Origin of the sequence: Streptomyces sp. NPDC059788, assembly GCF_042732265.1 — a bacterium.
Classification (GTDB): Bacteria; Actinomycetota; Actinomycetes; order Streptomycetales; family Streptomycetaceae; genus Streptomyces.
In genome coordinates this window covers 37796-51042 of the sequence record NZ_JBHWHY010000018.1, presented here as the reverse complement: position 1 = coordinate 51042, position 13247 = coordinate 37796, and the positions used below count along the sequence as shown (strand labels likewise).

General features: G+C 71.6%; 12 protein-coding genes and 2 tRNA genes. 6 read left to right on the top strand and 8 right to left on the bottom strand.

What is annotated here, in order from left to right; translation table 11 throughout:
- Window positions 1-268: 268 nt before the first annotated feature.
- Window positions 269-949 (bottom strand): FadR/GntR family transcriptional regulator, encoded by a 681-nt coding sequence (locus ACFV57_RS17450; RefSeq protein ID WP_385232532.1) that lies wholly within the window; start codon window positions 947-949, stop codon window positions 269-271.
- A 149-nt stretch (window positions 950-1098) separates the two neighbouring features.
- Window positions 1099-1172: transfer RNA gene (locus ACFV57_RS17445), tRNA-Lys, on the bottom strand.
- 329 nt (window positions 1173-1501) lie between these two features.
- Here ACFV57_RS17445 and ACFV57_RS17440 point away from each other — a divergent pair.
- The 6 genes from ACFV57_RS17440 to ACFV57_RS17415 all read left to right on the top strand — a co-directional run bounded on the left by ACFV57_RS17440 (window position 1502) and on the right by ACFV57_RS17415 (window position 8588).
- On the top strand, window positions 1502-2890 hold the full coding sequence (locus tag ACFV57_RS17440) for a peptidoglycan-binding protein (protein WP_385232206.1): 1389 nt from the start codon (window positions 1502-1504) through the stop codon (window positions 2888-2890).
- Window positions 2891-2901: 11 nt separating this feature from the next.
- Window positions 2902-4617 carry an SPFH domain-containing protein gene (locus ACFV57_RS17435; RefSeq protein WP_385232203.1) on the top strand — a complete coding sequence of 572 codons (1716 nt, stop codon included), beginning with the start codon at window positions 2902-2904 and terminating at the stop codon, window positions 4615-4617.
- Window positions 4618-4644: 27 nt separating this feature from the next.
- A complete protein-coding gene (locus ACFV57_RS17430) occupies window positions 4645-5583 on the top strand; it encodes a C40 family peptidase (RefSeq protein ID WP_385232199.1) in 939 nt (312 codons plus the stop codon).
- Window positions 5584-5651: 68 nt separating this feature from the next.
- A complete protein-coding gene (locus ACFV57_RS17425; RefSeq protein ID WP_385232196.1) occupies window positions 5652-6818 on the top strand; it encodes a hypothetical protein in 1167 nt (388 codons plus the stop codon).
- A gap of 259 nt (window positions 6819-7077) precedes the next feature.
- Complete coding sequence (locus ACFV57_RS17420; RefSeq protein ID WP_385232193.1) at window positions 7078-7671, top strand: lytic polysaccharide monooxygenase; 594 nt, start codon at window positions 7078-7080, stop codon at window positions 7669-7671.
- A gap of 329 nt (window positions 7672-8000) precedes the next feature.
- Window positions 8001-8588, top strand: a complete 588-nt coding sequence (locus tag ACFV57_RS17415; RefSeq protein ID WP_385232190.1) for a lytic polysaccharide monooxygenase — start codon at window positions 8001-8003, stop codon at window positions 8586-8588.
- A gap of 71 nt (window positions 8589-8659) precedes the next feature.
- Here ACFV57_RS17415 and ACFV57_RS17410 read toward each other — a convergent pair.
- From ACFV57_RS17410 to ehuB, 6 genes are all read right to left on the bottom strand, one after another.
- Window positions 8660-8733, bottom strand: a tRNA-Lys gene (locus tag ACFV57_RS17410).
- 101 nt (window positions 8734-8834) lie between these two features.
- The gene (locus ACFV57_RS17405; RefSeq protein WP_385232187.1) at window positions 8835-9593 is read right to left on the bottom strand and encodes an IclR family transcriptional regulator; all 759 of its coding nucleotides are present in this window, start codon (window positions 9591-9593) and stop codon (window positions 8835-8837) included.
- Between the two features lie 357 nt (window positions 9594-9950).
- On the bottom strand, window positions 9951-10775 hold the full coding sequence (gene ehuA, locus ACFV57_RS17400) for an ectoine/hydroxyectoine ABC transporter ATP-binding protein EhuA (RefSeq protein WP_385232184.1): 825 nt from the start codon (window positions 10773-10775) through the stop codon (window positions 9951-9953).
- On the bottom strand, window positions 10765-11418 hold the full coding sequence (ehuD, locus tag ACFV57_RS17395; protein WP_385232181.1) for an ectoine/hydroxyectoine ABC transporter permease subunit EhuD: 654 nt from the start codon (window positions 11416-11418) through the stop codon (window positions 10765-10767). Before ehuD ends, ehuA begins: the two co-directional genes overlap by 11 nt.
- Complete coding sequence (gene ehuC / locus ACFV57_RS17390) at window positions 11415-12146, bottom strand: ectoine/hydroxyectoine ABC transporter permease subunit EhuC (protein WP_385232178.1); 732 nt, start codon at window positions 12144-12146, stop codon at window positions 11415-11417. The genes ehuD and ehuC overlap by 4 nt, the downstream gene beginning before the upstream one ends.
- Window positions 12143-13072, bottom strand: a complete 930-nt coding sequence (gene ehuB / locus ACFV57_RS17385; RefSeq protein ID WP_385232175.1) for an ectoine/hydroxyectoine ABC transporter substrate-binding protein EhuB — start codon at window positions 13070-13072, stop codon at window positions 12143-12145. Before ehuB ends, ehuC begins: the two co-directional genes overlap by 4 nt.
- Window positions 13073-13247: the final 175 nt, after the last annotated feature.

The window sequence follows — 13247 nt, the reverse complement described above, 5'->3', positions numbered from 1 at the left end:
CGCAAATGGTGTCGGCCGCCTACGTCTTGGACGCGTGACGGCCGCCTTCCGGTTGCATGATTCCCGTTTGCATATGCATTTCATGCAGCGGGGTCCCCACTCCCACACTCATCGCAACCGGTGTGTCGTCCAACATGAGCGTGCACAGGCTCAGTTGGGCTCCAGTATCCCGTCAGGGTCCCGAACCTCAATCTTGATCGCAAGGGTGAAACGAGGTGTTTACCGGGCATGTGAGTGCAATGATGGACGGGTTGGGTCGCAGGGGGCATTACTTCGGTCCTGAACTGCTCAGCCGCCGGCGGATGTTGTCGAAATGGCTGCGTACGGCCCGCTCGGCCCGCAGCGCGTCACCGGCCCTGACCGCCGCGAGGATCTCCGCGTGCTGGCGGTGGGTGACCCGGGGATCGGCCCCCAGTCCGGCCAGGTCCGTACGTACGCGGTGGAACGCCTCCCAGAACGCGTCCAGCACCTCGCTCAGCAGCCGGTTGTCCAGCCCCCGGTAGAGCGCGGCGTGAAAGGCCCGGTCGGTGTCGGCCCGCACCGCGCCCCCGGCGGCCTCCGCCGCCATCCGCTCCACCAGCTCGTCCAGCTCCGCGAGGGCCGCCCGCGGCACCTGGCCCGCCAGCCGCGCGATCAGCCCGGTCTCCACCGCCTCGCGCAGCTCCAGCAGCTGGAGCAGGCTGTCCTCGCCGCGGTAGTGGCCGGCCACCGTACGGAAGGCCAGCCCCTCGGTCATCGGGGCCATCGACATCGGACCCACGTACGTGCCGAAGCCGTGCCTGATCTCCACGATGCCCATCGCCTGCAACGCCTTGAGCGCCTCGCGGACCGAGTTCCGGCTGACCCCGAGCAGCTCCATCAGCTCCGTCTCGGTGGGCAGCGGGGCGCCGGGGGCCAGCCGCCGGTCGATGATGAGCTTCTTGATCCGCTCCTGGTTGTCGCGCGCCATTGTGCGACTGTGCACCTCGACCACCGTTTTGACCAGCGATACACCGGCCCGGCGCCGGGAAAACGGCGGGGGAGTGGCGGCGGGGGCCGGGAGGGGCGGGAGGAAAAGCACCGAGGCCCCTCGCAGCTGCGAGGGGCCTCGGTGTGACGTGCGCCGCCAGGGACTCGAACCCCGGACCCGCTGATTAAGAGTCAGCTGCTCTAACCAACTGAGCTAGCGGCGCGCGCTGACGTAGAAAACTTTACACGAACTCCAGGGGTGCTCCTGACCACCTGCCCGGCCGTACGAACCCGCCGAATGTGTGACCTGTGTCACCGAAGGGGTGGAGCTCCGGGGGTGTTGCCGCCGCCCCGGAATATCCGGCCTTCCGGGGCGAAAGTCCCGTGACCTCGGGACCTTCGTCGGGGCGGATGTCCCATTTGGTCTGTGAGTATGCTTTCGTATTGACTGATCATCAGTTGCCCCGTCAGCATGCGATATCTCCTATCAGTTGAGAAGCTGTGGCAGGTGCGAAGGCGAACGGGAACGGATCGGACCTGGAGGGGAACTGGAATGACAGTGCCGGGATTCGTGGAATTCGACCCCGCGGGCGGCTGTCCCTGCGGTGGCTGCGCCCAGGAGCGGCGCGTACTCCAGCACGCGCTCGCGGTGCGCGACGGCGGACACCCCGGCGCGCACGGCGCCCGCCGCGCGCTGGTCCTCATGGCGACCGCCGGAACGGTCCTGAGCAGCGGTGTTTCCGGGCCGGGAGCCGCCGTGGCGCTTGCCGCCGGGGCCGGTACGGGCACGCCGGGCGGCTCCGGACGGGCCCTCCTCGCGCCCGCGGCGGGGCACGGGACCGGCCTCACGAAGGCCCCGGGGCCGGCCGCCGGGCCGGACCTGTCCATGACATCCGGGGCGACCCCGCAGGGGCAGGTCGGCGGGCTGTTCGGAGGCACCGGCAGCGGACGGGGCCTCGTCACGGCCGCGTCCGCCACCCGGTCCCTCACCCGGGAGCAGATCATCGCGCGCGCCCAGCGCTGGATCAGCGCCCAGGTCCCGTACGACATGAACCGCTACTGGTCGGACGGCTACCGCCAGGACTGCTCCGGATTCATCTCGATGGCCTGGAATCTCGGCCGCAACCAGTGGACCGGAAGCCTCGCCCAGTTCGGCATCCGTATAACGAAGAGCGAGCTGCGGCCCGGCGACATGCTGCTCTTCCACAACCCGGCAAATCCGGGTGCCGGGTCGCACGCCACCATCTTCGGCGGCTGGACCGATTCCTCCCGTACGCGTTACGTCGCCTACGAGCAGACCCGGCCGCACACGGTGAAACGGCCGACTCCGTACGCCTATTGGAGCAATTCCACGCGGTACGTCGCCTATCGCTACCGCGGGCTGGCCGACGGCGGGGACCCGGGCGACGGAACGGGCGACACCTCGGCGTTCCCCGGCGCGGGGAAATTCGGGCCGGGCGCGGACAACGCGTACGTCACCCGGCTGGGCCGGATGCTCGTGGAACGCGGCGGCGGCCGGTTCTACACGTCCGGGCCGGGCCCGCGCTGGAGCGAGGCGGACCGCCGGGCCACCGCGGCCTTCCAGCGCGCCCAGGGCTGGAGCGGCGCGGCGGCGGACGGCATCCCCGGCCCGTCGACCTGGTCCTACCTGGTCAACGGGACGGGCCGGGACATCGGCGGCGGGACCTCCGGCGGCGGTGGCGCGACGGCCTTCCCCGGCACGGGCTGGTTCCGGCCCGGCCAGTCGAACGGATACGTCACCAGCCTCGGGAAGCGGCTGGTGAGCAAGGGCTTCGGCAAGCACTACACCTCCGGCCCCGGACCCCGGTGGACGGAGGCGGACCGCCGCAACGTCGAGGCCTTCCAGCGGGCCCAGGGCTGGACCGGCCGCGACGCCGACGGCTACCCCGGCCCCGAGACATGGCGGCGACTCTTCCGATGACGGAGCGCACGATGGCAACGAAGACCCAGACGACGCACACCAGGAACAAGATCACCGACACGGGCGCGAAGGCCGGGGCGGCGGGCGCGGGGAGCGGCACGGGGGATGGCGGCCGTCCGGGCGGGGAGCCGGAAGCGGTGCCGGGCGCGCCGCGTGAGGAGGCGGAGCAGGAGGCCGACTCAGGGGCGGGGGCGCGAGGTGATGCCACATCAGGCAGGCCCCGCGACGCCATGCCTGACAAGGCATCAGGGACTGGAGCGCCACCCGGGCCCGCGGCCGACGCCGCCCCGGAACCGGAGCACGCCCGCGCCCCGGCCTCCGGCGCAGCCCGCACCTCTGGGCCGCCCCTGTGGTCCGCGCGCCTGCGCCCCGCCGGGCACGGCGACAGCATCCCCATGGACATGCTCTTCCGCGCCGAACAGGACGCGGACGACACGCGGCGCCCGGACGACACGCGGCGCCCGGACAGCACGCGCCTCCCGGACGCCCCGCCCCGCGCCACCGGCGTCACCTCCGGCGAGGCGGACACCGCCGAGCAGCCGCGGCTGACGGTCCCGCCGCCCGACCCGCAACCCGCCCGCATCACCCCCGCCGACGCCGCCGTGGCGGGCATCACCGCCGCGACCGGCCTGCTGGGCACCGCCGAACGCGCCGTGCTCGACGGCGCCCTCGGGGTGGTCGACGCGGGCAGCCGCTGCCGTACCGACGACGGCGCCGCCCCCCGCGGCGACCGGGACGCGGAGCCCGGCACGACCGCCGACGGCAGGCCCCTGTGGTTCCGTGAGCCGTCCGGGCCGGCCGAGCGGCGGGCTCCCGACGAGGACACCGGCGTCGCCGAGCGGCGCGGCTTCTCCCTGTCCGGGTGGCTGGCCCTGTTCGCCGGCCTGCTGGCGATCGCCTGCTCGGTGGCGTTCCTGTGGTGGCGGGGCATGCTGCCCGCCTCGGTGGTACGGGCCCTGGGCCTGCACATCGGCATCCGCCCCGCGCCGCACCTGTGGGAATGGGCCCTGGCCGGGCTCGGCGGCGTGATCGCGGTGTACGCCTTCGGCGGGCTGGCCCGCGGGCGGGTCGGCAGCGCCTGGGTGCTCACCCTCTTCGGTCGCTACCGCGGCAGCGTACGCCGTACCGGACTGGTGTGGATCAGCCCGCTGGTGCTGCGCCGCCGGGTGGACGTACGGCTGCGGCACTGGCGCAGCGAGGCGATGCCGGCGGTCGACGCGCAGGGCATCCAGCTGCGCGTCGTGGTGCTCGTCGTGTGGCGGGTCAGGGACACCGCGCGGGCGCTGCTCACCCTCCACGACCACACCGCCTACCTGCGGGAACAGGTGGAGTCCGCGATGGCGCGGGTGCTGTCGCAGCTGCCCGCGGACGCGTTCCACGAGGAGGCGCCGACCCTGCGCGACGCACAGGCGGTCGGCGAGGCGCTCACCCGCGCCCTGTCGGCGGACTGCCGGCCGGTCGGTATCGAGGTCTTCTCCGTCCAGCCGACCCGGATCGAGTACGCGCCGGAGGTGGCGGCCGCCATGCAGCGCCGGCAGATCGCGGCCATCGACGCCAAGCACCGGGACAGCGTGCTGACCTCGGTCGTGGACGCGGTCGACGACACCGTCAACCGGCTGACCAGCAGAGGCCTGGTCGAACTGGACGACTACGAACGGAAAGCCCTGGTCAAGGACCTGACCGTGGCCTTCTACACGGCGCGCGGCAGTGCCGCCGCCAAGAGCTGACAGATACAGCGGAGAGGCAGGCAGAACATGCGGACACCGGTCTTCGTCGACGTCACGGCGGCCGACTGCGGATGCGCCTTCTGTAGCGGAGCCGCGGTCGAGTCCGCCCCGCGCAACGGCGGCAGCCCGCAGCGCTGCACGCTGCGGGGCGTGGTCGCGGCAGCCGTGGGAGCGGTGACGCTCGTCGGCGCGGCGGCCGGTTCGGCGGGCGCCGAACCGGCACCGAGCCACGCGGGCTGGGACGGTGCGAAGTACTGGTACCAGGACGCCACCGGCTGGTGGCGGTGGACCAGCCACTACGAGAAGTACGTGCGGCACGCGGCCGGTTCGGGCGGCGGTTCCGCCACGCAGTCCGCGCCGTCCGCCGCGCCCACCTCCGGTACGGCCACGCGCGGTCACAACCCCAACCCCACCTTCCGCGGCCGCTCCGGCTGGGACGCCACCGACCGGGTGTACTGGTACCAGCAGGGCGGCAGCTGGTGGTGGACCAGCCACCGGGACCGCTACCAGGCCCGCACCGGCAGACCGGGCGGGACGGGCGACGGCGCGCCCGCCGACACCGCCCCCACCGGCGGCGGGAGCGGCGAGGGCACGCCCACCCGGTACGGCACCGAGGCCGCGATCCGGTGGGCGATGGCCCAGCTCGGCAAGCCGTACGCGTGGGGCGGCAACGGCCCGTACGCGTTCGACTGCTCCGGCCTGGTCCAGCAGGCGTACCAGCGCGCGGGCATCTCGCTGCCGCGGGTCGCCGACGCCCAGTACCGCGCCTCGGCCCCGATCACACGCTCCCAGCTGCGCCGCGGCGACCTGGTCTTCTGGTCGTCCGACGGCACCTCGTCCGGCGTCCACCACGTGGCGATCTACCTCGGCGGCGGTCAGTACCTGGAGGCACCGCGCCCCGGCCGGACGGTCCGGGTCGCGTCCTTCGCGTCCTACCACCCCACCTTGTACGGACGGGTCGGCTGACCCCACGCCTGCCGCCGGCCCGCGCACCGCCCGCCGCGCGGGCCGCCCCCGAAGAAAGGTCGACCGTCATGACGCCGACAGTGCCCGCCACCCTCCCGGCCCCGCCCGGCGAGCCGTCCGTGGGCCCCGCCACCGCCATATCGGACCCCGCCGTACCCCACCCCGCCACATCCGGCCCCGCCACACCCGAATCCGTACGGGCCCCCGACCCCGGGGAGCACGGCTTCCTGCCCGAGCGGCCCCCCGTACGGACCATGACCGGCACCTGGGCGCGGCTGAGCGAGCTGGCCGGCGCGGCCGCCATCGCGCCGGACCGCGACACCGCCCGCGGCCTGGTCGCGCGGGCGGGCCGGGACGGCGAACTGGCGGCGCTGCGCCAGCGCGTCTCGCGCCTGTCCCCGCGCAACGCCGACGCCGCGTCCCTGCGGGTCGCGGTGATCGCGGCGGCCTGCGGCTGGAACGCCCTGGACCCGCTCGCCCCCGCCTCCCTGCGCTCCGCCGACGAGGCTTTCCTCGACCTGTGGTCGGCCGTCGCGCACCGCGTCGACCACCAGCAGTTCGTGGCGCTGCCCACACTCGCCCTGCTGAACTGGGCACCCGAGCGCAAGCCGCGCCGCCACCTGCCCATCGACCAGCTCGCCCGTACGGAGGCGCTGGTCCCCGTCGTCCGCTGGTCGCCGCAGGGTCAGCCGCTCGCCCGGCTGGACCGGCTGATGCTCGCCACGACCCGGCTGGAGGCGCACGGCATCTGGCTGTTCCGGCTGGCCGGGTCGCTCGCCGGGCGCGACCCCTCCGACGCGTCCACCCGTACGGCGCTGCGCCGTCTGGTCCGTATCCAGCACGCGCTCCGTGCCCAGCTGCGCGGCGAGGCGGCAGGGCTGCGGGCGGCCCCGGCGCCCGTGCGGCACTGCGCGGTGCTCGCCGGGCTCGCGGCGCAGGGCGCGTTGGAGCCGCCGGTGTTCCAGGCGGCCGACGCGGTGCTCGGCACGGGGCGCCGGGCGGGGGACGTCAGCCGGCACCAGCTGCGCCGCCATCTGCCGGCCGCGCACCGCGCCCGGCTGGCCGCGCTGGACCGGCACTGCGCGCCCGTACGCACCCTCGCGTACCGCGGCGGTCCGGACGCCGCCGTCTACCGCGAGGCCCAGGAGTCGCTGATCGCGCTGCGGCGTACGTACGCGGGCCTGGTGCGGTGCGCGGCGCATCCGGACGGGGGCCGGCTGAGCGCTGTGGCCTGAGCTGTGGCCTGTTCCGAGGGGGCCGGTGGGGGGCCGGGGTGCTCCGGGGAGGGGAGCGAGGGGGCTGCCGCGGCCGGTGGGGAACCAGGGGCGGGCGGCCGGTTGTTGGGGCGGCCGTATGGAAGCGTCAACCGACCGTCCGCTTGTTATTGGTCTGGACATGTCCAAGCGGCGTCACTAGTCTTCGCTTTGGTCTAGACCGCACAGCACGCAAGTCAGCAGCTCAAGGAACACCCCCCTCGTTCTTCAGGAGCACAACATGCGTAAGAAGCTCAGCGCTGCCGTGGTCGGTCTCGGCATCGCCGGAGTGTCCCTGTTCGCCACGGGCAGCGCTTCCAGCCACGGCTACAGCGATGCACCCCCCAGCCGTCAGGCGCTCTGCGCCAAGGGCACCGTCAAGAACTGCGGCGCGATCCAGTACGAGCCGCAGAGCGTCGAGGGCCCCAAGGGCTTCCCGGCGGCGGGCCCCGCCGACGGCAAGATATGTTCCGGCGGCAACAGCGGGTTCAAGGAGCTGGACGACCCGCGCGGCGGCAAGTGGCCCGCCACCAACCTCAAGGGCGGCCAGGGCTACACCTTCCAGTGGCGCCTGACGGCCCGGCACGCCACCACCGACTTCCGGTACTACATCACCAAGGACGGCTACGACCCGAGCAAGCCGCTCACCCGGGCGGACCTCGAACCCGAGCCGTTCGTGACGGTGCCGATGGGCGGGCGGCAGCCGGCCGCGACCGTGCAGCACCAGGGCACGGTGCCGACCCAGAAGACCGGTCACCACATCATCCTGGGCGTCTGGAACATCGCCGACACCGGTAACGCGTTCTACGCCTGCTCCGACGTCAACCTGTCGTAACCGGCGCCGGAGCCCGAACGGGCCTCCCCGCCCTTCCTCCGGGGAGGCCCCCTCCGGCGGCGCGTGCACCGGCGCCCGCCCGGAGGGGACACCCCTGCCGGGGAGGCCCCGTCCGCACCATCCGCTCCCGCCGCACCCCGTCCCCCTCCCGCTTCCCGCCGCACCCCCCGTCCCCTCACCGCACCCCCTCCCCGCCCCCGCCGCATCCCGTCCCCATCCGCCGGTCCGTTCCCCTAGGCAGCGCCGAACGGCGGGAATATTCTGCTGGTTGGTCTGGACCGCAGTGCACTCGGCTCGCAGGAAACCCCCTCATGTTCCGGGAGCGACCTATGCGCAAAAGGATCAGTGCGGCCGTCATCGGCCTGGGAATCATCGGCGCGTCCGTCCTGTCGACGAGCGGCGCGAGCAGTCACGGTTACACCGATTCCCCCATCAGCAGACAGAAACTGTGCGCGAACGGCACGGTGAAGAACTGCGGCGCCATCCAGTGGGAGCCGCAGAGCGTCGAGGGCCCCAAGGGCTTCCCGAACGGCGGACCCGCGGACGGGAAGATCTGCGCCGGCGGCAACGGCCGCTTCAAGGAGCTGGACGACCCGCGCGGCGGCCAGTGGCCGGCGACCAAGGTGAGCGCGGGCTCGTACACCTTCTCCTGGCGCTTCACCGCCTCGCACGCCACCACGGACTTCCGCTACTACATCACCAAGGACGGCTGGAACCCCAACCGGCCGCTGACCCGAGCGGACCTGGAGCTGACCCCGTTCCTGAAGGTCCCGTACAACGGACAGCGCCCCCCGTACACGTACACGCACCCCGGCACGCTGCCCAGCGGGAAGACCGGACGGCACCTGATCGTCGGTGTGTGGACGATCGCCGACACCGGCAACGCCTTCTACGCCTGCTCGGACGTACAGTTCTGACCGGGCGCGGCATGGCGTGCAAAACACGAATGGGTCTCCCGAAGCTGTGCTTCGGGAGACCCACTCCCAGGTGCGCCGCCAGGGACTCGAACCCCGGACCCGCTGATTAAGAGTCAGCTGCTCTAACCAACTGAGCTAGCGGCGCGCGCTGACAAAAGAAATACTACCTGGTCCGGAGGGGTGCTGATGACCACCGCCCGGCCGACCTCCCCCGCAGGGGCGCCCGGCTCCCCCGCCGCCCCGGGATCAGAGCGTCAGCGACAGCAGTACCGGAGCCGCCCGCCGGTTCAGCGCGTCCGCGGCCTGGCGCAGCCGGTGGGCGTGCTCCAGCGGCATCGACAGGGCCAGGCAGCCGACCGTGGCGCCCGCGGTGATCGGTACGGCCGCGCAGACCGTGCCGACCGCGTACTCCTGGAGGTCGAGCATGGGGACCGTCGGCGGCTGGCTGTCCAGCTTGTGGAAGAGCACCTTCTCGTTGGTGATCGTCCGGGAGGTCAGCCGGGCGGTCTTGTGGCGGGAGAGGTGATCCATCCGGCCGTCGTGGTCCAGCTGCGCCAGCAGGCACTTGCCGACCGCGCTGGCATGTGCCGTGCGGCGGAATTCCGCCCACTCGTTGACCTTGGGGGCCCGCGGGCCGTCGGCGTAGTGGAGGATCTTCACCTCGCCGTCGATGTAGCGGCTGATGTAGACCGCGGCGCCGACGGAGTCGCGCAGCTCGACGAGGGTGCGCTGCAGTTTGTCGTGCAGCGCTTCCGCGCGCTCGCCGCCCGAGCCGAGCAGTATGAGCGACTCGCCGACGACGTACGCACCGTCGGCGACCTGCGCCACGTAGCCCTCGCGGCGGAGCATCGCGAGCATGTGGGCGAGGTGTCCGGTCGGCAGGCCGGTTTCGCGCGCGATCTGGACGTCCGTCACGCCGTGGGCATGGCGGGCGATGGTTTCGAGCACGCGAAGGGCGTACTGCACCGAGTGGAACGGCGCGGTCGGCTCGGGCTTCAGCGCCACGGTGTCCCCCTAGCAGGTTGTGACCGTTTGCGTCGCTGCCGTCGCTGGCGGTCACGACCGTCGAACAGTACCGGCCGTTCCCGGGCAGCGGGGCACGTACCACGATAGCGGTCAAAGCCGCCCGCCGGAGGGGGTCTTGACCGAAAAGGGGTGCCGGGCACGCACCTGTACTGGGGCGTGGTCCGAAGGCATATGCCTACGTCATTCCGGGGCGCTTCCGGGAGGCGCGTACGCCGCCCGGTGCGGCGCCCCGGCCCGGCCACGACCGTGCCCGGGGCGCCGCGCCGCGCCGACCGCGCCTCACAGGAGCACCTGCGGAACCGCGCCTGACGGAACCGCGCCTTACAGAACCGCGCCTTACAGAACCGCGCTCAAGAACTCCCGCGTGCGGTCGTTCTCCGGCTCGCTGAAGATCTTCTCCGGCGACCCGAACTCGATCACCCGCCCCTGGTCGAACATCATCACGCAGTCGGAGATGTCCCGCGCGAAGTTCATCTCGTGGGTGACGATGAGCATGGTGATGTCCGTGGTGTGCGCGATGTCGCGCAGTACGTCGAGCACACCGGCCACCAGCTCCGGGTCGAGCGCGCTGGTCACCTCGTCCAGCAGCAGCACCTGCGGCCGCATGGCCAGGGCGCGCGCTATGGCGACCCGCTGCTGCTGGCCACCGGACAGCTGGGACGGGTACTTGTCGATGTGCTGCGTCAGGCCGACCAGGTCCAGCAGCCCGCGGGCCCGCTCCTCGGCGGCGTCCTTGCTCAGGCCCAGGACGTGCACCGGCGCCTCGGTGATGTTGCGCAGCACCTTCATGTTGGGGAAGAGGTTGAACTGCTGGAAGACCATGCCGATGTTCTTGCGCACCTCCCGGCAGTGCTTCTCGCCCGCCGGCACGAGCTTGCCGTTCTTCTCCTCGTGGGTGAGGTAGGCGTCACCGACCTTTATCTTTCCCTCCTCCGGCTTCAGCAGCGTCATCAGCAGCCGCAGGATCGTGGTCTTGCCGGACCCGGACGGGCCGATCAGCGTCACGTGCTTGCCGGAGTAGACCGTCATGTCCAGCGAGTCCAGGACGGTGTGCGCGCCGAAGCGCTTGGTGACCCGGTCGAAGCGCACCAGCTCGGGCCCGTCCTCCTCGGTGCCGACCGTGGGCTGCGCGGGTTGTGTGGGGTTGCTGTCATCGGACAAGGCGACGCTCCAGGACTCGCAGGAGAAGGGAGGTGGGGTACGAGATCACGACGAACAGGACGCCGACGACCGTGATCGGCTCCATGTAGTCGAAGGTCGTCGCGCTGATGCTGTTCGCCTGGAAGAGCAGCTCCGCGACGGTGATCGCGGCCAGCATCGGCGTGTCCTTGAACATCGCGATGACGTAGTTGCCGAGTGCCGGGACGACCCGGCGGAGCGCCTGCGGCAGGATCACCGAGGTCCAGGTGCGCCGGCGCGGCAGGCTCAGCGCGGTCGCCGCCTCCCACTGGCCCTCCGGCACCCCGTCGATACCCGCCCGGTACACCTCGGCGGTGTACGTCGAGTAGTGCAGCCCCAGGCCGATCACGCCGGTGGTCAGCGGATCGAAGGTCAGGCCCCAGCCCGGCAGGACGAAGAAGAGGAAGAACAGCTGCACCAGCAGCGGCGTGTTGCGGACGAACTCGACGAAGGCGCTGACCGGCCACGTCACCCAGCGGCTGGGGGAGCGCAGCAGCAGGGCCCACACCAGGCCGAGCGCGAACGCCACCAGCGAGCCGAGGAGCGTCGCCTGCACGGTGATCCACAATCCGCTGAGCAGGTCGGGCAGGATGTCGCCGACGTACTCCCAGGACCAGTTGTTCACGGCTTACCTCCGGGGGCGGTGGTCACCTGCGGGCCCGGCCCGCCGATCGGCAGCCGCCGCGAGAACCAGCCGGAGCGCTCCGGCGCGCGGCCGATCGACGCCTTGGCCCGGCGCTCCAGGAGGCGCATGATCCGGGTCACCACGAACGCGATCACGAAGTACAGGACGAGGATGATCCCGTAGACCTGGGCGCTCTGGCCCGTGGAGAGCCGGGCCAGCTTGGCCTGGAAGGTCAGCTCCCCGATCGACAGCAGCGAGGCCAGGGCGGTGCCCTTGAGCAGCTCGATCAGCAGGTTGTTGAACGGCGGCATCATCTCCGGCACGGCCTGCGGCAGGATCACCTTGCGCAGCCGCTGCCAGGGCGTGAAGCTCAGCGCGATGGCCGCCTCACGCTGCGCGGGCGCCACCGCCTGGATGGCGCCGCGCACCACCTCGGAGCCGTACGCCCCGTACGACAGGCCGAGCGCCAGCGTGCCCGCCCAGATGCCGGCGAGCTGCCAGCCCAGCAGCGGCAGCGCGAAGAACAGCCAGAACATCAGCACCAGCGCCGAGGTGCCGCGGAAGAACTCCACATAGACACCGGACAGGAAGCGGACGATCCACAGCCGCGACGTCCGGGCCAGGCCGATGCCGAAGGCGACGGCGGCGGCCAGGACGGCGCTGTAGACCATCAGCTGGACGGTGATCCACACCCCTTTGAAGAACAGTTCCCACAACGCTCCGGTCACCGGGCACAGAGCTCCTTCGCCGTGAGGTCGGTCATGAACTCCTCGGTGAACCCGAAAGGCCGGGCGATGCGCAGGAGTTCGCCGCTCTTCTTCATCTGGTGCAGCTCGCGGTTGAAGGCGTCGCGCAGCTTGGTCTCGCCGATCCGGAAGCCGTAACCACCGCCGTCCCGCTGGGGTTTGCCGTCCACCTGGGGCGTGAAGGGGTGGGTCATCTCCACCTTGGGGTGCTTGCCGGTCTTCAGTGCCTCCATCATGGTCAGCGCGGTGCCGGCGAAGCAGTCGATGCGGTCGGCCTCCAGTGCCTCCATGCCGGCGATCTGGTCGCCGTAGGTCTGGATCTTCCCCTTGGCGACGCCGTTGCCGACCGCGTAGTCGATCTCCGCGTACCCGATGCCGGTGCCCATCCGGAAGCCGCCCTTGGCCACGTCCCCGTACGAGTCGATCTTCTTGGGGTTGCCCTTCGGGACGAGGAAGCCGTCCTTCGACTCGTAGTCCGGGTCGGAGAACAGCACGGCCTGGCAGCGGGCCTTGTTGATGAACATGCCGGCCACGATCACGTCGTACTGGAACGAGTGCAGGCCGGGCACGAGGGCGCCGAACTCGACGGGCACCGGCTCGAAGCGCTCCACCCCGAGCCGCTGGAAGATGGTCTTGGCGACGGCGGGCGCCTCGCCGGTCAGTTCGCCCTGGCTGTTGATCGAGGCGTACGGCGGCTCGCTGGCGATGCCCATCCGTACGACTTTCCTGCTGCGAAGATCCTCAAGAAGGTGTCCCCCGTCCGTAGCCCCGGTGACGTCCACGCGCGAGCAACCGGCGGTCGCCCCCAGCGTCCCTGTCAAACCCAGCGCCGCCGCTCCTGCGAGCAGTGAGCGGCGGCGGAACCTTGATGCGGTGTTTCCTGAGCTGTTCCCCTGTGGTGGAGCCATGGGCGCGCGGATACCCGAGCTCGTTGAAAATATGCCTATCGTTTCCGGCCCTTGACGTAAGCGGTGCGGCATCGTGCCGCATGTCGGTCATGCGTGCATGCGACACCCGTGCGGGGACTCCAAATCCGTTACGCGGATGGCTTGTTGACGCCGGTCACCGGCCACCCGCCACCCC

Coding starts and splice junctions, on each gene's coding strand:
- ACFV57_RS17450 (WP_385232532.1), bottom strand. CDS start 949: ATGGCGCGCGACAACCAGGAGCGGATCAAGAAGCTCATCATCGACCGG.
- ACFV57_RS17415 (WP_385232190.1), top strand. CDS start 8,001: ATGCGCAAAAGGATCAGTGCGGCCGTCATCGGCCTGGGAATCATCGGC.
- ACFV57_RS17440 (WP_385232206.1), top strand. CDS start 1,502: ATGACAGTGCCGGGATTCGTGGAATTCGACCCCGCGGGCGGCTGTCCC.
- ACFV57_RS17425 (WP_385232196.1), top strand. CDS start 5,652: ATGACGCCGACAGTGCCCGCCACCCTCCCGGCCCCGCCCGGCGAGCCG.
- ACFV57_RS17435 (WP_385232203.1), top strand. CDS start 2,902: ATGGCAACGAAGACCCAGACGACGCACACCAGGAACAAGATCACCGAC.
- ACFV57_RS17430 (WP_385232199.1), top strand. CDS start 4,645: ATGCGGACACCGGTCTTCGTCGACGTCACGGCGGCCGACTGCGGATGC.
- ACFV57_RS17420 (WP_385232193.1), top strand. CDS start 7,078: ATGCGTAAGAAGCTCAGCGCTGCCGTGGTCGGTCTCGGCATCGCCGGA.
- ehuB (WP_385232175.1), bottom strand. CDS start 13,072: ATGGCTCCACCACAGGGGAACAGCTCAGGAAACACCGCATCAAGGTTC.